The sequence below is a fragment of the Niastella sp. OAS944 genome (assembly GCA_024809215.1).
In the GTDB taxonomy this organism is placed as follows: Bacteria; Bacteroidota; Bacteroidia; order Chitinophagales; family Chitinophagaceae; genus Niastella.
Genome location: JANUBW010000001.1, coordinates 348,649 through 369,768, shown reverse-complemented (window position 1 = coordinate 369,768; position 21,120 = coordinate 348,649). Strand labels below are relative to the sequence as shown.

The 21,120-nt window shown below is 43.0% G+C and carries 17 protein-coding genes; 3 read left to right on the top strand and 14 right to left on the bottom strand.

The features are described 5' to 3' along the window. Window positions 1–15: 15 nt before the first annotated feature. From GGD38_RS01465 to GGD38_RS01455, 3 genes are all read right to left on the bottom strand, one after another. A complete protein-coding gene (locus tag GGD38_RS01465; protein WP_375299808.1) occupies window positions 16–405 on the bottom strand; it encodes a response regulator in 390 nt (129 codons plus the stop codon). A 118-nt stretch (window positions 406–523) separates the two neighbouring features. Beyond that, window positions 524–1,153 (bottom strand): response regulator, encoded by a 630-nt coding sequence (locus GGD38_RS01460; RefSeq protein WP_375299809.1) that lies wholly within the window; start codon window positions 1,151–1,153, stop codon window positions 524–526. Between the two features lie 129 nt (window positions 1,154–1,282). Then, a complete protein-coding gene (locus tag GGD38_RS01455; RefSeq protein WP_375299810.1) occupies window positions 1,283–2,785 on the bottom strand; it encodes a PAS domain S-box protein in 1,503 nt (500 codons plus the stop codon). 427 nt (window positions 2,786–3,212) lie between these two features. On the opposite strand from GGD38_RS01455, the gene GGD38_RS01450 reads away from it, so the two are divergent. The 3 genes from GGD38_RS01450 (at window position 3,213) to GGD38_RS01440 (ending at window position 10,859) form a co-directional block, all read left to right on the top strand. Beyond that, entirely contained in the window at window positions 3,213–3,605 is a 393-nt protein-coding gene (locus GGD38_RS01450) for a response regulator (RefSeq protein WP_375299811.1), read from the top strand. Window positions 3,606–4,074: 469 nt separating this feature from the next. Continuing rightward, a complete protein-coding gene (locus tag GGD38_RS01445) occupies window positions 4,075–5,304 on the top strand; it encodes a M48 family metalloprotease (protein ID WP_375299812.1) in 1,230 nt (409 codons plus the stop codon). A gap of 56 nt (window positions 5,305–5,360) precedes the next feature. After that, window positions 5,361–10,859, top strand: a complete 5,499-nt coding sequence (locus tag GGD38_RS01440; protein ID WP_375299813.1) for an AAA domain-containing protein — start codon at window positions 5,361–5,363, stop codon at window positions 10,857–10,859. A gap of 53 nt (window positions 10,860–10,912) precedes the next feature. Here GGD38_RS01440 and GGD38_RS01435 read toward each other — a convergent pair whose 3' ends face one another. From GGD38_RS01435 to GGD38_RS01385, 11 genes are all read right to left on the bottom strand, one after another. Then, complete coding sequence (locus GGD38_RS01435; protein ID WP_375299814.1) at window positions 10,913–12,034, bottom strand: PAS domain-containing protein; 1,122 nt, start codon at window positions 12,032–12,034, stop codon at window positions 10,913–10,915. 290 nt (window positions 12,035–12,324) lie between these two features. Beyond that, window positions 12,325–12,702: a DUF4251 domain-containing protein gene (locus tag GGD38_RS01430; RefSeq protein ID WP_375303724.1), complete on the bottom strand. Its 378-nt coding sequence runs from the start codon at window positions 12,700–12,702 to the stop codon at window positions 12,325–12,327. A 150-nt stretch (window positions 12,703–12,852) separates the two neighbouring features. Next, on the bottom strand, window positions 12,853–13,611 hold the full coding sequence (locus GGD38_RS01425) for a DUF3307 domain-containing protein (protein ID WP_375299815.1): 759 nt from the start codon (window positions 13,609–13,611) through the stop codon (window positions 12,853–12,855). Window positions 13,612–13,717: 106 nt separating this feature from the next. Continuing rightward, on the bottom strand, window positions 13,718–14,344 hold the full coding sequence (locus GGD38_RS01420) for a hypothetical protein (RefSeq protein WP_375299816.1): 627 nt from the start codon (window positions 14,342–14,344) through the stop codon (window positions 13,718–13,720). Between the two features lie 160 nt (window positions 14,345–14,504). Beyond that, complete coding sequence (gene ahcY / locus GGD38_RS01415; RefSeq protein WP_375299817.1) at window positions 14,505–15,830, bottom strand: adenosylhomocysteinase; 1,326 nt, start codon at window positions 15,828–15,830, stop codon at window positions 14,505–14,507. Window positions 15,831–15,949: 119 nt separating this feature from the next. Then, the gene (locus tag GGD38_RS01410) at window positions 15,950–16,366 is read right to left on the bottom strand and encodes an Rrf2 family transcriptional regulator (RefSeq protein ID WP_132568144.1); all 417 of its coding nucleotides are present in this window, start codon (window positions 16,364–16,366) and stop codon (window positions 15,950–15,952) included. Window positions 16,367–16,573: 207 nt separating this feature from the next. Beyond that, window positions 16,574–17,227, bottom strand: a complete 654-nt coding sequence (locus tag GGD38_RS01405; RefSeq protein WP_375299818.1) for a response regulator transcription factor — start codon at window positions 17,225–17,227, stop codon at window positions 16,574–16,576. A gap of 548 nt (window positions 17,228–17,775) precedes the next feature. After that, window positions 17,776–18,492 (bottom strand): 4-hydroxy-tetrahydrodipicolinate reductase, encoded by a 717-nt coding sequence (gene dapB, locus GGD38_RS01400; RefSeq protein WP_375299819.1) that lies wholly within the window; start codon window positions 18,490–18,492, stop codon window positions 17,776–17,778. Between the two features lie 142 nt (window positions 18,493–18,634). Beyond that, window positions 18,635–19,288 (bottom strand): DUF5683 domain-containing protein, encoded by a 654-nt coding sequence (locus GGD38_RS01395; RefSeq protein WP_375299820.1) that lies wholly within the window; start codon window positions 19,286–19,288, stop codon window positions 18,635–18,637. Between the two features lie 10 nt (window positions 19,289–19,298). Further along, window positions 19,299–20,222 carry a ParB/RepB/Spo0J family partition protein gene (locus GGD38_RS01390; RefSeq protein WP_375299821.1) on the bottom strand — a complete coding sequence of 308 codons (924 nt, stop codon included), beginning with the start codon at window positions 20,220–20,222 and terminating at the stop codon, window positions 19,299–19,301. Window positions 20,223–20,242: 20 nt separating this feature from the next. Then, entirely contained in the window at window positions 20,243–21,043 is an 801-nt protein-coding gene (locus tag GGD38_RS01385) for a ParA family protein (protein ID WP_375299822.1), read from the bottom strand. Window positions 21,044–21,120: the final 77 nt, after the last annotated feature.

Here is a 21,120-nt window from a genome sequence, read left to right as displayed (position 1 = left end):
ATGAAGGGTTATTGATTAATTCTGGTTTTGTATTTCATTTATGATCATGGTTGTCTTGTTTCCGATCTCTTCGAAATCAAATGATTTATCGAAAAAGTGATCTGCCCCGGTTGAAAGGCAAATTTGTTTATAGTGCTCGTCGGCATGATTGCTAACCATCCAAACTTTTGTACCGGGGTACCTGCTTCTTATCAACTTCAGCAATTCGATACCATTTTTGCCAGGCATATTGATATCGAGCATTGCTAAATGCACTTCCGTTTTCAGAAGCAGGTCAACGGCTTCTTCATAATTGCAGGCTTGTAATACCGGATCAAGGTTACGATCGTTGAGTAAGCAAATAACACGTTGTCGGAACATGACAGAATCGTCAACTACCAGTACCGTGAATCTACTACCAGACATAGTAAGAAACTTTCTATCAAATTTAACATATTAGCTTCCCCCTAATAAATAGTAGGTCTTATGTTTATTTTGTAGTATAAATTCGACAACGATGTAACCAGGTGAGGTTCACTGCTTTTCATTCAATAAGCTTTTTCTCAAGTGCATACCGTATAAGATCGGCGTTTGTTTTAAAGCTCATTTTACCAAGTATACGGGCCCGGTAAGTGCTGATGGTTGTAGCACTGAGTGAAAGTGTTTCGGCTATTTCTGAAACCGATTTGCCTCTGGCCAGTAATCTGAATACATCAAATTCCCTGTCTGAAAGACGCTTATAGGGTTCCGGCTGACTCTCATCTTCCAGTTGGGTGGCCAGGGTTTCGGCAAGTGTGGGAGTAATATATTTTTTGCCGGTCAATACTCTTCTTACTGCGTTTACCAGTTCTTCATGGGCCAGGTCTTTGCTGCAGTAACCAGAAGCGCCGGCTTTTAATGCGCGAATAGCATATTGTTCTTCGGGGTGCATGCTTAAAATAAGCACAGGAAGGCGGGGGTGCTGAATACGGATCTGGTGCAACGCTTCCAAACCGCTTCGGCCAGGCATTGAAATATCGCTGATTATAACATCCCATTGGTCGTCATTGGCTTTTTGCACCAACTCTTCGGCATTGGAGCATTCCTCTATTACGCCAAAGGGATATTCATCCAATAAGATCTGTTTTAGTCCTTTTCGCACTATGGCATGATCATCTGCAACTAGAACTTTCATGGTTGGGGGTTATTTATCAATCTTTTTGTTGCCCATATTACCTTTGGGGCGGGCGGGCGGTTTAAAATATATTTCAAAATATCCTTTGATTAATGGTATTTATATAGCATAAACGGATTATCTCATTATTTATTGACCTGGTTGCAATTTTGGCGGCTGTTCTTCCGGTTGTACAGAAGTGGTAACTACAATCGTTGTTCCTTCTCCCGGTTTGCTTTGTATTTCAAAATGCCCGCCTATCATTAATGTGCGTTCTTTCATTCCTAACAGCCCTAATGTTCTTTTCAGGCCCAACGTCTGCATATCGAAGCCAATACCATCATCTTTTATTGTTAGAATTACCTGGTTGTTATTAAGCTTTAGCGTGCTAAAGATGTTTTTAGCATTGGCATGACGTGCAATATTGGTCAATGCTTCCTGGTATATTCTGAACAGGGAGGTGGCTACTGCGCTGGATACAGGTAATGGCGTTGTGCCAGATTTAAATGAGATATGAATACCCGATCTTTTTTCAAATTCCTTGCTTTGCCATTCAATAGCTTCAATAAGACCCAGGTCGTCGAGCATACTGGGCCGCAGCTCTGTAGCTATACGCCGTACGGTTTTAATAGTTTCATTTAGCAGCTTCAGGGTGTCTGCTGTTTTTTGCAGCAGGGGGCCGTCTTCATGCCTTTGTAGCTTTTGATGTATCCAGCTAACATCCATTTTTAAAATGGTAAGCTGTTGCCCCAGTTCATCGTGAATTTCGCGGGCTATGTTGGTACGTTCTGCTTCCCTGATGTTCAACAGGTGATCACTCAGTTCGCGTAACTGGGTAGTGTTTTTGCGAAACTCCCTGGTGGCTTCCAACTTTTCGGTAATATCGATGGCCAGCACCAGGCGTGCTAATTTTTCATTGTAAAGAAAATCGTGCGAATACATTTCAACATCCATTATAGCACCGTCTTTCTTTTTGTGCCTGAACAAACCCATGCTTACCAGTCCCGAACTTATAGTAGGCGTTTGGGAATAGAATTTTTCAAAGTCTTCAACCGGCCTAATGTCAAGCGCCCGTAATAAAAGGAATTCTTTTTTAGAATAGCCGTAAGAAATAAGGGCTGCTTCGTTTACATCGAGGAAGTGAAATGTTTCAAGATCAATTATATACATGGGCAACGGGCTTTCCTGAAAAAGCAGCCGGTGCCTTTCTTCGCTTTGCTTTAAAGCCTGTTCTGTTTTTTTATGTTTGGTAATATCGCTTACAAGTGCAAGAATTTGATTGTTAGGTATTGCCTGCAGTGTAAAGGCCGCATACCAGGTTGCACCATTCTTTGCCCGCATTTTTCTTTCCCATACCAATTTACCACCGGCCTTTAAAGTATTGATATCTGGTATTGGCTGTTGTAACTCATCTATATGCAGTAAGTCGGATAAATGTAAGGTCAGCAATTCATTTTTGCTATAGCCTGTTAACTGGCAGGCATTTATATTAGCTTCAATACAAAGAAGATCGGTGTTGAAAAGAAGAATGGCATCGCCATACTGATTGGGCGTGCTAAAGCTTTTTGCTACAGCTTCACTAATGTGCTGTATAAGCAGCTGGGTGGTTGTATGGTTGGGGTAATCGTTTTCCATATGAATACACGAATTCATAAGCACTTAATTCATTACACTTTTCATAGAAAACGATTCAGCGCAGCAAGATTACCTTAAAAATTTTAATTAACAATAACGTAATGTTGAATTGTGGGTAACTAACAGGGCTTTGTTAATTATTAAAAAAGTGTCACAACGACAATACTCGCATTGATAAATAGAAACCCGTATTTTTCTAAAGTAGTAACATTGGTTTGTTGGTTATAAACGCCTGCATTTATTTGATAGCTCTATAACTAAATTACTTTTGTGTCAGAAAGTATTCTTGCCATTTAACCGTCTATTTTATCCTCACCTTCAATTATCCGGTTAAACCTGTAAAGACCTGAACCTGTAAAGGAATTTGTACTTTTTGAATTCTCTATTGCAATTAATAGGATTTTAATCCGTAAACCGGCAAGGAGATCATTTAATTTTTGTAGTTATGAATAGTAATGGGATTAAGGTAGCCTTGGTTGACGATTCTTCTGTTATAAGGAACAGTATTCAGGAGATCATTTCACTGTGGGGATATGATGTTATACTCACAGCCATTCATGGAAGAGATCTTTTAAGACAATTGTCAATTGGTAAAATACCTGATATCTGTATTACCGACCTCAATATGCCGGTGATGAATGGTTATGAAACCATTGCTGCGCTTAAAGAACAGTGGCCCGATATAAAGATCATTGCATTTTCAATTACCAATACAAGAAGAGAAGAAGAGCGGGCGCTTGAAGCCGGTGCTCATGCTTTTGTTTCTAAATTAAGCTCCATTGTAGAACTGCAAAAAGTTTTGCACGATATGCAGGAACCTGCGGGTAGTGATTGCTGACCTCATTAAACTTTTACAAAAACAAACCTTCTATTACGTTAGTACCTGTTTGAATCTGTTGTGGGTTCGGGCAGGTTATTGCCGTTGCAGAAAAAGAGCGGCTTCCAGGGGCTACCCTTGGATTATGTTAAAAGTCACTTGCTGGTAAAAGTTGTACACCCCCTTGGCCGCTCACACTGAAGGTATGTGGTATGAATTACATTGGTGCCAACAAATAGATGAAACGGACTATTGTGTCGAAGAATGGGTTGTTTTGCACAAAAAAATCATAATTTCTGTGGGGGTGCAAATAAATCATAGAACAGCACGTTTCATAAAAAAGGCATAGTATTTGAAATTATTACAAGTTAACCTGTACCAAAAGATTAAAAAGTTGCTGATCTGTTTGTCCCTTTCTAATATCCTTAGCCGTTAAAGGCTGTTGTTTGTTCCCAAAATATTAATTCTTTTATACTATATATACCAATATATGTTACAAGCGCTTCCATACCACCTGAAAGTTCGGGATCATTTTGCTCAGCAGGCAACAACCTGGAATTTCTTTGCTGCGGTAAAAACAAAAGAAGAACAGCTGGCCCAATATAAAACCGAATTGTTAAAAAATACTTACAAATTCGACGAGCAGGCCGATGCGGGCATTTATGAGAAAGTTAATAAAGCAAAAGAAAAATTAGGGCTTCAGCAATTACCTGTTACTGTTTATCAGGCCCAGTATACCGATGAAATAAATGCAAGCATTGTTTTCCTCAACAATGAAGCGCATATTGTTTTTAGTGGCCGTATTACGCAGTTGTTAGATGAAGATGAACTGTTGGCCATACTGGCGCATGAACTTACTCATATAAAGCTGTATGGCATGCTGCAGGGCGAACTGGAAACAGCCGAACGCATCATAATGGCCATTGCGGGTAATTATAACAGTGATGCGGCCTATTATGAAACAGCCCGTTTATACAGGTTGTATACCGAAATATTCTGCGATCGTGGAGCATACACCGTGGTGGGTGATACAAAACCGGTAATTACTTCACTGGTTAAAATTGCCACCGGGTTAGATAAAGTAAGTGCTGAAAGCTATGTGAAGCAGGCTGAAGAGATCTTCTCTAATGATAACGGTGTAAAAGCAGCTACTGTTTCGCACCCCGAGAATTTCATAAGAGCCAGAGCTATACAGCTGTGGCACGAAAAACAGGAGGCAGCCGAGCCAGAGATCATTAGTATGATAGAAGGCATGACGGATCTCGATCAGCTCGATGTATTTAAACAGAAAGACCTGTTGGTGCTTACCCGAAAGTTCATGCAGTTACTATTAAAGCCAACCTGGTTCAGGAGCGCCCTGGTTACCGGCCTGGCAAAACAATACTTTGACGATTTCTCTTACGATGATTCTATTACATTGGAAGAGGATTTAGTTGAAATGATAAGTGCATCGCATGCCAGCATAAAAGATTACCTGGGTTATATTATGCTCGATTTTGCGTTGGTTGATGGCGAACTGGAACAAATGCCTTTTGGCTGGGCTTTTCAATTTGCCGAAAACCTGCAATTGAATGAGGTGTTTGACGCCATTGTTAAAAAAGAGTTACAACTCACCGATAAAAAGCTGCAAACACATAAGCAAAAAACAATGGCCGCCTGGTACAAAATAAAAGAAGGGGAAAAAGAACAGGTGTACGAAGAAAAAGCGCCCGTTCAATAGCCGCTTGCCACAGAAAATATAATTGATATACTATACTGATCTTAATCCATTGAAATATGTCGATACAGGTTCAATCATTCAGGCAATTTCTGAAAACAGCATTCGATAATGGAGACTATGCCACCGATGATGTAATAGCATTTGTGCTGCCTTTGTGTAAAGAAGTAATTAGCTTTCACGAGGCCGGCCTTGTAGCTCCGTTTGAAAACGAGAGTGCATTGTTCATTACCGATAACCGGCTCGATGTTGATGAACGGGCAGCCCACAAGCCCATGAATGCTATTGGTAAAGTGGTAGCCTTATTTGAAAGACATAAGTCGCGGCATTATGATCCGTTGGGCAATACAAAGCCCGGACTGGAGATCGACGATAGTGCCGTATCGGTAGAGAATGTACAAATTCACCTGAATGGTAACGAAACGCTTACCCATCCCGCCTTTATTCCCGGGTACCGTTGTTTTGAAATGAACCTGGGGCACCACGATGAACTTACCGATATTTTTTGCCTGGGTTGCGTGTTAGGCAGTATGGCGCTGGGTTTGAATTTAAATGAAGAAAAAGACCTGGCGTTGTTTGCAAAATACCGCAGCAACCCCATCTTATACAATCATCGTATTCACCCCACAATTAGCTCATTAATTGCTGAAATGACGGAGCTAAGCAGGCAAAAGCGTATACAGGACCTGTATGATATCGTAAACCGCCTGCAGCATTACCGCGATTATGATCCCGAAAAGCAAACCGACCTTAGTAATATAGCCGGCTGGATCAATAAATCGTTGACCAACCGCAACCAGCTTATTTTAAATAAACTTCGCAACCGCTTATTCGATACCAGCCGGCGTAACCGTTTATTGTATTACAAACCTAATATGCGGTTTGTAAACCTAACGGTGAGCAGTGTACCTATGGTGCTGCATTATCAAAGCATTCGCCCCGAATTATTATTTACCTGGAACAAAGAGATCAGCGAACGCGTAATAGGAATGAAGGAGATCATTCTAAATAAATACCTGCGTTTTGAAGATCATTTGTACCTGCCTTCTTCGCTCGATAAAATACGAATAGAAGCGCAACGCGATATTCAGGAGTATGGCTTTAGCCAGCTGAAGCTGGTGATCGTATACCTTAACTGGCATAACCTGAAAGAAGATCCTGAAGAAAGGATACAAAGCCCGTTGTTGCTGGTGCCGGCCGAATTAAAGAAGAACAAAAAGCTGAAAGAAGACCATTATATTTTAAAGATCACCGATAATGTGGCTGAGGTGAACCCCGTACTGGCCAGCTACCTGAAAGAGCTGTACGGTATTGAGCTGCCCGATTTTGTTGATCTTGATGAAATGACACCCGAACAGTTCTATCAGTTGCTGAAAAGCCAGATAGATGCGGCCAACCAGGGTATTGTTTTAAACTATATTCAAAAGCCGCGGATAAGGCTGGTGCACAATGAAGCCAAACAAACCGTTACCAATTTTAAAAAGCGGTTACAGCGTTCGGGTAAACAATTGAGCAATTATAAAGATGTTGGTTATAGTTACCAGCAGCAGCAATACAAACCGCTGGGGCTCGAAATATTCAAACAACGGGTAGAACCTAAACGTGGCTTTCTGGAGTCATTAGGGCAGGAAGATGCCCGTATTGTACCTTCTCAACTAACGGAAAGTATAGCCGATAAAAGAAGGCCGCTGTTTGAGCTTTCAGAAAGCGAAGGCAATCCGTATAGCTGGGATTTTGACATGTGTAATATTGTGTTGGGCAATTTCAATTATAAGAAAATGAGCCTGGTGCGCGATTACAATTTTGTAATTGACAACCAGGTGCCCAATGAGGTATTTGAACAACTGTTCAGCAACAAGCCAAAACCTTCCAGTGAGGCAACGCAGGAGATGAACAATACCGATGACTGGTATCATGTTATTACTGCCGACCCAACACAAACGCGCGCTATTTTAAAAAGCCGTGAAAAGGAAAGTTATATTATTCAGGGCCCACCGGGAACAGGTAAAAGTCAAACCATTACCAACCTGATTGCCGATTTTGCAGCCCGAGGCCATAGCATCTTATTCGTGTGCGAAAAACGGGCAGCGCTCGATGTGGTTTATCACCGCCTGAAGCAACAGGGGCTCGATGAATTGTGTTGTTATATTCACGATAGCCTGGGTGATAAAAAAGAGTTTATCCGGAACCTGAAAGAAACCTACGAAGATTTCACCAAAAATAAAATGGACCTGGAAAGGATCCAGAGTAGCCGGGGCGCCTTGTTAAAACAAACCAATGAACAATTGGAATTGTTAAAACAGTTTCATGCTACGCATACCGCCATTCCCGAACAAGCCGGCATTGAATTCAGAAAATTGCTCGAAAGGGTGGTTGAATTAAAAGAACACCTTGTTACCCGTTCGGTAAAAGAAACCGATGCATTGCCGCATTATAAAGAATGGCTCGAGTTTGGAAATGTTATTCAGCAACTGAGCAATGCGCTGGAAGAAACCGGTGCCGAACCTACGTTTGCCGAACACCCGTTCAGCAAAATAAATGAAAGCATTTTCAGCAATGAAAACCCGCAAACGGTTTTAGAGAACCTGTTGTTGCATAGCCGCAATTTGCTTACAGATATTACTTCTGTTGTGCGGGAAAACAATATTCCGCCCGAACATACCAACCGGTTAGAGCAAATAAAGAACCTGGTACAGGTTGCCATTGTTTTGAACCCATTGGCCGAAACCGATAACCTGGCATTGGTTGATGAAGGCAATGAAGCGGCCAGAAAATTCGATAAAGGCGTTCATTTATACAAACAGCAACAACAGCTTTATGAACAAATAAAAGATCGTAATAAGAACTGGAAGTTCAAGCTGAGTGAACAGGATATGCTGGCTGCCATTCCATTGGCTGCCAAACATGAGGATACATTCTTTAAATTCCTTAACAGCAAATGGAACAGGCTGAAGAATAAGATCGACGAATGCTACGACTTTTCACAACATGCCGTGCACCCCGGTTATACAACTGTTTTACAACAGCTAAAAGAAGAATACGATGCGGCTAACATGGTAGCCATGGAACGGCACTACCTGCAACAGCAATATAAAGTAGATAATGTTGACCTTACTCACTTAAGCATAGAGCGCATAAGGACCAGAAAAGGCGATAAGGAAATTGATTATTTACTGCATCATACCGAAGCAAATCAACTGGTAACGAAGCTGAGCAAGTTGAACCAGAACATGCAAAAGCTGCAGGTTCAGTTGCAACAATGTTTGAATGAGTATGATACCAAACCGGTAAGCGAAATTTACGACGAGCTGGAAAGCATTAGTATGAATGCCGAAAGCCTGAGCGATCTGTTACCTGCTTTGCGTGAGTATTCAGAATTGCCCGAATCGGTAAAAGAGGTATTAAGAAAAGTGCCGGTTACGCCTTTGCAGGCCGAAGCGGGCATGGCCAATAAAACACTGGCGCACGTTTACCAGAACAATAAACCGTTTGCCAATACCGATATGCACGCCATTGAAAAGGCGGTGCGGCAAATACAGCATTGTTATAAACAGTTATTGAAGGTAAATGCCGATTATATCAGGGCGGCCGTACGTCAACGGTTTTTGAACAATGTGGAATTGAGCAATATCGCAAGCAGCCAGCTGTCGCCCGAGCAACGGGAGTTTAAAAAGAACTACACCGAAGGCCGCAAGATCCTGGAGAATGAATTCAATAAAAGCATTCGTTTTAAAAGTATTCGCGAACTGTCGGCCAAAGAAAGTGGTTTGGTGTTGAAGGACCTGAAATCGGTATGGTTAATGAGCCCGTTAAGTGTTAGTGACAGCTTACCGGTTGATATTGATTTCTTTGATGTGGTGATCTTTGACGAAGCCAGCCAGATAACGCTGGAAGAGGGCATACCTGCATTGTACCGCGCCAAACAAACCATTATTGTTGGTGATGATAAACAAATGCCGCCTACCAATTTCTTTGCTGTACGCACCGAAGATCCCGATGACCTGGAAGTATACAATGACGATAATGATGATGAGCTGTTAAGCAATGATGCCGACAGCCTGCTGATACAGGGCGCCAGAAAGCTGAACAACGTAATGCTTGGCTGGCACTATCGCAGCCGTTTTGAAACACTCATTAGCTTTAGCAACCACGCCTTTTATGAGGCCAACCTGCTTACTATTCCCGATAAGACCATTCATCATACCGAAAAGAAATCAATTGAGGTAACAAAGCCGCAGGAGGCAACCAAACATGTGGACGCCCTGTTCGATCGCAGTATCAGCTTCCACTTTTTGCCCAATAGTGTATATGAAAAGCGCATCAATACCGATGAGGCCGATTATATAGCCTTTATGGTAAAAACCCTGTTGCAACGGAAAGTAAAGGAAAGTATAGGTATTGTGGCCTTTAGCCAGGAGCAGCAGGAAGCCATTGAAAACGCATTGACGCAATTGGCGTCGAAAGATAAAGCGTTTGAACAGGCTTTGGAAGATGCCTGGAGCCGTACCGAGGAAGACCAGTTCACCGGTTTATTTGTAAAGAACCTGGAGAATGTGCAGGGCGATGAACGCGATATTATCATCATGAGCGTTTGTTATGGATTTGACTCCCGTAAAAAAATGATCATGAATTTTGGCCCTATCAATAAGAAGGGTGGTGAAAAACGCCTGAACGTAATTTTCAGCCGCGCTAAAAAGCATATGGCGGTAGTAAGCAGCATAAGACACAATCATATTACAAATGAGTACAACGAAGGCGCTAATTACTTTAAACGCTTTTTACAGTATAGCGAACTGGTAAGCTGTGGCGATATGCGTTCGGCCCGTACCATTTTAGACAGCCTGGTGCTGCATAAAAAAGACAGATCAAAATCAAAAGCAGACAGCATTATTCTGCAACAGATAAAAGAACAGTTGGAAAAGAAAGGGTATGAGGTGGCTGAACAGGTAGGGCAAAGCGATTTTAAATGTTCGCTGGCTGTAAAAGCAAAACCAACCGATACTACCTATAGCCTTAGTATTTTGATTGACGATGACCGGCACTATAAAAATGAGAACCTGCTGGAGCAGTATTACCAGCGCCCGGCCATTTTGCAAACTTTCAACTGGCGAACCATTAACGTATTTGCAAAAGACTGGTTAAGCCAACCCGAGCGGGTACTGGAGCAAATAATAAAACGACTTCATCAGGAAGTGGAGCCCGAAGAGGAGAAAATTGTTGAAGCAGAAGGCGCGGAAGCGCAAGCTATTGCCGCCGGGGAATTAACTGAAACGGCAGGGGTTGAACCTGAAGTAAAGGCTGAGCCACCAAAACCCGAAGGACCGGCAACACCCTATGATCATTTAACATTTCACCGGCTTGTTAATGCAGAAGGGGAAACCAGCCGCTTTTGGGAAGCAGCGCTCGATGGTTGCAAACTCATTGTTCGGTATGGAAGGGTAGGAACAAAAGGGCAGGTGCATGTTAAAACCTTTGCTAAGGAAACAACAGCCCAGCTTGAAAAAGATAAACTGATCAAAGAGAAAGCCAACAAGGGGTATAAAGCAACCTGGCTATAAAACGCATAAGGCAGAACGCTAAACGCTTAACGCTTGCTCGCGAAGTTCAGCGTTCAGCCTTTGGCGTTTAGCGGTATTGAAACATCTAACCGGCATCCTTTACCAGGTGAAGATGATATGCATGCCGAGCCGTTATAGATCTCAACCCGGTTCAGTATATTGGTAATGCCTACTCCTTTGCGCAATTGGCTGGTGTTAAAACCAACCCCATCGTCCTCAATAGAAAGGAATAAGCTTGTGTCGGTATTATACAATTTTATCACTGCTTTTTTTGAGCGGGCATGCCTTATGATATTGGCAAGCTGCTCCTGAATAATGCGGTAAATGGTTTCTTTTATATTATCGGTTAGCAGTGCTTCATTCAATCCATGCGCATTGAGATAAACAGGTTGCTGCTGCGCAATGTTATCTATTGTTTTTTGAATTTCTGCTATCAGGCTGGTCTCTGCAAAACGGGGTAGTACCAACCGGTGCGAAAGGTTGCGTATTTCCCTGATCACTTCTTCAATATTGTTCTTGCATTTTTCAACAGTGCATTTTTCTTCATCGTAGTTCTCAAGACTAAATTCCAGTTGCAGTTTTACCGCGGCCAGTATCTGGTTTATGTTATCGTGTAGTTCACGGCCCAGTTCATTTCGTTCGTTTTCCTGGGTCTTTATCATTAAGCGGTTGATCTCTTTCTGTTGCTCCAGTTTGTTTTTGCGGGCGGCTTCATTGCTGAGTTCCTGGGCGGTAATGTCTTTCAGGGTGGCTATCAGCCCAACGCGTTTCTTTTTTTCGTTATGGGCAAAAGTAACAGTAGCCAAAAGTTGAAATACCTGTTTGTCGTCCCTGGTGTAAACAACCTTGCCCTGCCAACGGCCGGTTTGTTGTAGTATTTGCAGCGCCTGCTCGCGCGTATCGTCCATGTAGTCGTATTGTATCACCTCTCTGAACGGCTGGCCGGTTACCGCTTTCGATTTTATGCCATACACCTGTTCAGCTTTTTTGTTGATGTAAATGATACGCAGGTCCATGTCGGTAAATACAACGGCATCACTGATGTGATCTATAAGAAAGTTCTTTTGAATAAGTAATGTGTTGGTATTGCTTCTGCTGTGAAGTTTGACCTCGCGGAATTGAACAGCCGTATCGGGTCCATAGAAGTTAAGGGTTGAGCGGTTTGTTTGTAGCATAGGGGATGCATTAGATTTTAAATAAAAATACTTCTAGGAACAGGTAAGAGTCAGTGTGTACATGTAAAGTAAACGCAGAAATGCGTTATATCATATGATTATTATCACCTGATGGTATGTTTCTGTAAAGAAGTTGTCGCCGATCAACAGACTGATAAGTAAGTGTATTACCGGGTAATAACCGAAGTGTTAGTAATGAGGGTTAGTATGTTGTAGCAGATAAATGCAAACTCTTAGTTAAGAGAAATGAAAAGGGTTGCTGTGTACCTGCAACCCTTTAAGAACATAATTTATTTTTTGTCGGTAACGTAACCGTTGAATGAAATTGGCTGTCTGTTATAACTGGTTACAACCACTGAGGCTGTACCGTTATCAAAAATGCTCATGGTAAGCTGTCGTGGGTCCTGTACATCTTTGGGTGTAATGGTTACATTCCAGCCACCTTTTTTTCTGTTGGACACAGCGTATTGAAAATCGGTTGAGGTAAAACGCAAAGGCCCTTCAGATGGGTTCAGCGGTGCTGTAAATGCCCGCCCAAAGTAAGGCAGATCGCTAAGGATAGTATCTTTTGAAATGCGCAGGTCAAAGTCGCCGGTGAGCTGCCTGGTAGCCCCACCTGTTGGGAGGGCGCTTTGTGCTTTGAATACATAGTTCTGAGCCTCTACAATGGGCTTCGGTAGTTAGGGGAAACAGCGCAAAAGCGATCACCGCAAGCCACAGTAAGTTGCTGTATTTTATGATCTTATTTTTCATATAACCCCGGTTTGTTTCTATAAACAAAACGGCAGGGGCTACAAATTGTTTGTTAAAGTGCCGGCCTAAGGGAACAGGTGAGGAACAACGGGGGCTGCCGGCGCCGGGATAACACTTCTTACAACAAGTCCTATCAATATAGATAGCGAAAAGCTCATTAACGTTCCTATAAGAATGTATTCGGCCTCTTTGCGTGCTTCGGTACCTTTTATATCATTAAAGCGCAGGATCGATTTGGCGGCTATTAAAAAGCCTATGCCTTCAAAGTGGCTGGTGATCACAAAGGTGAATACGAGTATGCGTTCAAATATACCGATCCATTTACCAGCTTCATTCAGGCTTACCGATGAACGCATGGTTTGTTCCTCGGCCTCGCGTCGCCAGCGCTGTGTGGCGCTTGCCAGTAATAGTGATAGAGGAAAGGTAACTGTGAGGTAGCCGGCTGCTATGGCCCAGGTTGCTTCATTATGCATAACCGATACCCATTGTTGAGGCGCCCAGCCTTTAGGGGCCACAAACACACACCATATACCAAACAGGGTAAGCAAATGCGCCACCTGGTCAATTATAAAGTATACTACTTTGTCGCTCTGGTACAGTTTCCAAAGATCAATTATAAAATGGGTAAGCATTACCAACAGGGGCGCTATCCATAAATTCCAACCGGGTGCAAACAGGTAAACAAGCAGTCCGTGTATGGCGCAATGCGCATAAAGCATCCAGGAGCGGGCTTTCAATCGTTGTTTGTGGCGCACCATGGCGCGCGATTGCAATAAAAAATCGCCTACGAGGTGAGCGAATATCCATTGAAATAAGGTTACCATAATTTTATGCTTAAGGCTAAACGCCAAACGCTTAACGCAAAGACAATGCCTATTGTGGCTTTAGTGTTGGGCGTTCTGCATTATGCGTTCAGCGTTTAAATATAAATTAAAGGGTTGGTATAACCGATTCGAAGCGGGTGAGAATTTTATTAACAACTGCCCAGCCGGCGCCCTGCAGCCGGTAATATACTGCAGGCTGTTTTATTTTTAATTTTTGTGCAATAGCCTCCTGGGTAAGGCTGCCCAATTGCAAATGCATTGCTTCTGATTGTTGAATTGACCAGTGCTGAATAAAGTAATTAAGTGATGCGCTGTGTACCTGCCATTCGGCGGTAAAATGTTCATCGCCGGCAATGCTTATAAGCTCGCCGCTTTTCACCAGTTCATCGAGGGCAGGGCCTGAGGCCTGAAAGGCGGTACCGTCACTGGTGATAATATCTTTGCCTTTGAATTTTATATCACCTACTCCAATGGCCAGCCGCATTTTAAATGCATATTGTATTAAATAACTATGCAACATTAACGATACACGTAAGGCCTGTGTACGGTTACGGGTAAGTATTGCCTGTATGCTGTCACCGCGGTATTGCTGTACCTGAAGATCGGGAAGGCTTTCTTTCATTTGTTCAAAAAAGAAATCGAGGAGGCCTTGCAGCTTCCTTCGGCTTCCGGGCTTTAAAAATGACGAACCAACAATATCGCCGCTTATTACTATTGCTTTTTCTGCAGCCATATACTATTTCCTCTTATCACAAATATAAGCCTATAGGCTTATAATGCCAAATTATAAGTCTATAGGCTTATAAATAGTAATTATAAGCCCATGGACTTATATAATACAAAAACCCCCCGGCCTGGTGGCAGAGGGGTTTGTATATATTGTACCGTAGATATTAATATCTGTAATGCTCTGGTTTGAAAGGCCCTTCCTTGGGTATACCCAGGTAAGCAGCCTGTTCGTCGGTAAGTACATCCAGCTCAACACCGATCTTTTTCAGGTGCAGGCGGGCAACTTTTTCATCGAGGTGTTTAGGCAGAACGTATACTTTGTTCTCGTAGTTCTTGCTGTTAGTCCACAGTTCCAGCTGAGCCAGTGTTTGGTTTGTAAATGAGTTACTCATTACAAAGCTTGGATGGCCTGTAGCGCAACCGAGGTTCACTAAGCGGCCTTCAGCCAGCAGAATGATCTCTTTGCCGTCGATGTTGTATAGGTCAACCTGAGGTTTAATGGTGTCTTTGGTATGTCCGTAGTTATTGTTCAACCATGCTACGTCGATCTCGATATCGAAGTGGCCAATGTTACAAACAATGGCTTTATCTTTCATTGCTTTAAAGTGCGCGGCGGTGATGAGGTCGCGGCAACCAGAAGCGGTTACGATGATATCGGCTTCTTTAACGGCGTCGATCATCTTTTTAACTTCAAAACCATCCATAGCGGCTTGTAAAGCGCAAATAGGATCAATTTCGGTAACGATAACGCGGCAACCGGCTCCTGCCAGGGAAGCGGCAGAACCTTTACCTACGTCGCCATAACTACCAACCACAGCTACTTTACCAGCCAGCATAACGTCGGTAGCGCGGCGGATGGCGTCAACCAGTGATTCTTTACAGCCGTATTTGTTATCGAATTTTGATTTGGTTACAGAATCGTTTACGTTGAAGGCAGGGATAGGTAAAGTACCTTTTGCCATTCTTTCGTACAAACGGTGAACACCGGTAGTGGTTTCTTCACTTAAACCTTTGATGTGTTGAACCAGCTCGGGGTATTTATCGAATACGATGTTGGTAAGGTCGCCACCATCGTCGAGGATCATATTCAGCGGACGGTCGGCACTGCCAAAGAACAAGGTTTGTTCAATACACCAGTCGGCTTCTTCAATTGTTTGGCCTTTCCAGGCATAAACACCTATACCGGCAGCGGCAATAGCAGCAGCAGCGTGGTCTTGCGTAGAGAAGATGTTGCAAGAGCTCCATTTTACTTCGGCACCTAAAGCGATAAGGGTTTCAATAAGCACAGCAGTTTGAATGGTCATGTGCAAACAGCCGGCAATACGGGCGCCTTTCAACGGTTTCGATGAACCATATTCAGCACGTAACGCCATCAAACCCGGCATTTCAGCTTCGGCAAGGCGTATCTCTTTACGACCCCATTCTGCAAGGCTGATATCTTTTACCTTATAGGGAAGTGAAAAATCAATGTTTTTGGTGAGTGTAGACATATCTTTTTGAATGTTTATTTCGGGCGCAAAGCTACAATTTAAGTATGAAACTCTACGCAATTATGATGTAAGGCATGGGGGATGCCTTACAAATAGGTGGTGATTGACAAAATGTTGATTTATACCATCTTTTTGGTAAGGTCGGCAACGGTTTTCTTCTCCAAAATCCGCAGGTTGGCATCCCGTACCAGCACCATCATATCGTGCAGGCCGCATTGCTTTTCATCGCAGTTCTTACACCGTTCATAAAAGTAAAGGCTTACACAGGGTAGCATGGCAATAGGACCGTCTATCAACCGCACAATTTTAGCCAGGGGAACCTCTTTGGGCGATACTTTGAAGAAATATCCACCACCTTTTCCTTTCTTACTCTCAAGTATGCCGGCTTTCTTTAGCTCAAGCAATATGTTTTCCAGGAACTTCAGAGGGATGCGTTTCTTTTTAGAGATCTCCGCTATAAGAATGGGTTCATTGTCTTTCTTATCAGCCATATACATCAAGGCCTTAAAGGCATACTGGGCTTTCTTAGATAGCATGTATTTTCTTTTTAAACACGTAATTGCTCCCACCCCTTCTGCCAGCCTTGCAGCCGGCGGCCGGGGTGGGAACTATAAGGGCGTAAGATAAAATAATTTATTTATCATCCGATATCCAAATTGGATGGATGTAAAAGCCCGCCGGTTACCGGTTGTAAACCAGGCTACCGGAAGGGTAGGGTAATGCCCGATGATGTATTTTTAACTTTACCTGATAGAAACCAGCTTGTTTACGTAGGCGTATTTGATAAGCCCTATTACGCTGGTGGTTTTAGTTTTGCGGAAAATGTTCTTACGGTGTGTTTCAACGGTGCGCTCGCTGATAAATAACCTTTCGGCGATCTGTTTGTTGCTGTACTCCTGTTCTATCAGGCGAATTACTTCAAGCTCCCGGCCGGTAAGATGAGTTGTTTCGGGAGTTACTTTTCTGAGGCGGACAGTAGGACTAGGCATTTCTTTCAAGGTTTTGTCGTTAGTGTAAATATGCTCAATCATGTTTTCCAGTGCTTTGGTTATGGTATGTTTGTCAGTGCTTTTTAAAACAAATCCCAACACAGATCCCTCCTCTATCATGGTGTTCACAATGTTATTCTGTTCTTTTTCAAACAGGGCCACCATTTTTACCCGTGGAAACAGATCTTTCACTTTGTGAGCCAGTTCGTGCCCATTCCTGTACAACATGGTTACATCGGCAAATAAAATATCAACGGGTGTGCAGGCCATCTGGCGAAGCAGCTCCTGGGGGTTGGTGGTTATGATCACTGCTTTGAAATATTCATGTTTGTGAAGCAACGATAGTAAGCCATCGATAACCGTTTGGTGATCTTCTGCAACAGCCATTCGAATCTTTTTTCGTTTCATGTTTGGCAGGTTAAAGATTCAGCCGATAAAGGTTATGGGTTAGATGGCTTTTAGCTTTACACGAAGACTTAACTGCAACAGGCTTCAACATGTTATAGTATCAAATCTTCTGCCACTGCCCGTAAAACGTTAAAAGAGGGAAAATGAAGGTAATGCGGAGGGTATAATTGGCGGACCAGCTGAGGTGCCGTATTCCATGTGTAGCGAAACAGGAAAGGTATAAGCATGGCAAGGATGATCCGGTTTTTGACAGTTCATGTAGGCAGTAGTTTGGTAAATCGCACTATAATTTACTTAAATCCTAAACAAGAAACTTCAATTGAAATAAATATTGAGATATGTCAAACTTTAAATAAGCCACTGTGCTGGTCTGGTCTAATTGCGGTATTAAAATTTGAAGCCGGTTTGTCTATAATTTTTAGAGAAAGTGCTTTTATTACTAAGATCCCATTTATAAAACGCAGGTGCTGTAAGGTATAAAACAAATAATCCCGCATTTGCGGGATCATTTGACAATATATTCCTTTTACTTATTTGTATGGCTTATACTACAACCCTAACACATCGCTCATGCCGTACACGCCTTTTTTATTTTGGATGAATTCGGCTGCCAGTACTGCGCCGGTGGCAAATCCTTTGCGGTTATGGGCTGTATGTTTAATTTCTATATCATCTATGTCTGAAGTATAGGTAATAACGTGGGTGCCGGGGGCTGGGTCAACCCGCTCGCTTATTATTTGCAGGTCAGCTTTATTGGAAGAAGCTTCGTTTACCCATTGTTTCTTTTGGTCTACCGCTTGCAAAATACCTTCAGCAAGGGTTATGGCCGTACCGCTGGGTGCGTCTTTCTTTTGGGTATGGTGTATTTCGGTCATTTTAACATCATACTCCTTGTGCGGGGCCATAAGCTCAGCCAGTCTTTTATTAATGGCGAAGAAAATGTTTACACCAACGCTATAGTTACTTGCGTACAACAGGGCGCCGTTGGTTTTGGTACAATGTGCTTTTGCTTCTTCAAAACGTTGCAACCAACCGGTTGAACCGCTTACTACCGGAACGCCTGCATCGAGCACCCTGATAACGTTATCGAATGCTACTTCGGGACCGGTAAATTCAATGGCCACATCGGCCTTCTTAATATTTTCGATGGTATTGTCCTCAATATTCTCAATGCCTACTTTTAAAACTATTTCATGGCCACGTTGCAATGCAATTTCTTCAATGGCATGACCCATTTTGCCGTAGCCTATCAGTGCAATTTTCATCTATATTAGTTCTTAGTTTTTAGTTCTTAGTTCTCTGTTGAGTTGGCAGGTTCATTAGTTCAGCTATTAGTTATTAGTACAGCACATTGGCAATGAACAATAAACTAAAAACTTAAAACTAAGAACTGGCAGCGCTAAGGTATTAATTTTTCGGCCCATTCTTGTCAAACTTAAACACAAGGCTAACCCCCACAGTTGAATTGGAAAGAAGGGCCGGCTTTATTTGCATACTCAGGTTTTCGTTTACATTAAAGCCTTTTAGGTGGGCGTCAACAGTGGCGTCTACAACATTTAAACCCCAAAAAAGCAGGGTGAATAAAATGGAGTAGTCCATATCTCTGCGGTATTCGTTGCGGTAGTTCAATAAACTCGAGCTTCTTCCACCCACTACAAATCTTTGCAGTTTTTCATGTACCTTTTCAAGTGACTCAGCATAGGCCGGGTCTGCGGGGTCCATACCGCCAACTTCCAACGCATATCTGATACGGTTATACCAGGTACGGTTATAGAAAAAGGTGTAAATAGGTATGCCTACAGCTGCCCATGCAATTGGAGCTTTCCAGTATTTTTTATTGTAGATCTGGCCCAGGCCGGGCATAATAGCAGAATATATAGCCGCCTTGCGTGGTTCGAAAGTGCGGTTACCGGCAGAATCTCTCCACAAGCCCTTCTTCACCTTTGAGCTGGCCACTACCTTACCAGTGGAATCTTTTACAATAAGGGTGTCTTTATGCTGTGACACTGCCAGCGTTGGTATTGTAAGGATAATTGCAATAACAAAGATAACATGCTTCATGCAGGCGAACTTATGCCGAGACACCGATCTGATCCAATATCTTATTCAGTTCCTGAATTGAATAGTATTCAATTGAAATAGCTCCGTGCCCGTTTTTGTTATGATTTAATCGAACCTTGGTACTAAAATGCGTTGCTAAGTTATCTTCAATTTTTTTATAAGCGGGTGGAAGAGAGCTTTTTACCGATTCCTTAACACCGGCAGCCGTGCCGCTCTTGTACATTTTACGAACCAGGTCTTCCGTTTGCCGAACACTCAGGCTGCGGCTTTTGATCTCGTTGAAAATGAACAATTGCTTATCAACCGTATCAACGTTAATAAGCGCACGGGCATGGCCCATGCTGATCACGTTGGTACGAACGGCCACCTGAATATCGGGCGGAAGTTTCAGCAGGCGTATATAGTTGGCCACTGTGCTTCGTTCCTTGCCCATACGTTCGGCCACCTGTTCCTGCGTATAGTTCAGTTCTTCCATCATGCGTTTATAGCTCAGGGCTATTTCCACCGCATTCAGGTCTTCACGTTGCAGGTTTTCGAGCAGGGCCAGCTCAAGCAGCTCCTGGTCGTTTGCCTGGCGAATGTATGCCGGAACATCTGTTAATCCCGCCAGTTTAGATGCGCGCCAGCGGCGTTCACCCGAAATAAGGCGGTACTTACCGGTTGTGGTTAATTGTGAAACGGTAATAGGTTGCACAATGTCGTGCAACTTTATAGAAGCGGCCAGTTCCTCCAGCGCCTGCTGATCGAAATCGTGACGGGGCTGACGGGGGTTTGGCTCAATTTGATCAATGGGGATCCGCAATATGGCAGTAACCGTTTGGGCAACCTCCTGTTTCAGGTTACCAGCTGCGTTTTTCAAGTCAGAATCAATATTCTGCAACAGGGAACGAATTCCCTTACCCAGCGCATCTTTATTTTGTTTGGGGGTGGTCATTGATTGTATATGATGGTTTGTTATTCTAATATACGCTCTTCCTGCTTGATCTTCGTCATGTCGTTCTTTTGCAGAATCTCTTTGGCCAGGTTCAAATAGTTGACAGCCCCTTTACTTTGACCATCATACAAGATCACCGGTTTACCAACGCTAGGCGCCTCGCTGATGCGGGCATTGCGGTGGATAATAGTATCAAACACCATTTCGTCAAAATGTTTGCGCACCTCATTTACCACCTGGTTACACAGACGCAAACGGCCGTCGTACATGGTCATCAATATACCTTCAATGACCAGGTCAGGATTTAAACGGCTTTGCACAATCTTAATTGTGTTCAATAATTTGCCAAGACCTTCCAATGCAAAAAATTCTGCCTGTACCGGAACCATTACCGAATCTGCGGCAGTAAGGGCGTTCACGGTTATTAAACCAAGTGAAGGTGAACAGTCGATAATGATAAAATCGTACAGTTCTTTCACCGGTTCCAGTAAACTTTTTAATACACTTTCCCGGTTAGGATAGTTGATCATTTCAATTTCAGCACCTACCAGGTCAATGTGCGAGGGTATGATATCCAAATTAGGGATCTCCGATTTTAAGATCACATCTTTCATCGGGGTACTGCTTACCATACAGTCGTACAAACTGGTTTGAACATTGTGCAGATCAAAACCTACACCGCTGGTACTGTTGGCCTGCGGATCGGCATCTACCAATAATGTTCTGAACTCCAGAACGGCCAGGCTGGCCGCCAGGTTGATGGCTGAAGTGGTTTTTCCAACTCCGCCTTTTTGATTGGCTACTCCAATTACTCGGGCCATAGTCATTAATTACATTCCTGCCTGCCAGGCAGGCCGTTGGATTTTTTAATTGGTTTCACTTGCTTCGGCTTCCATGC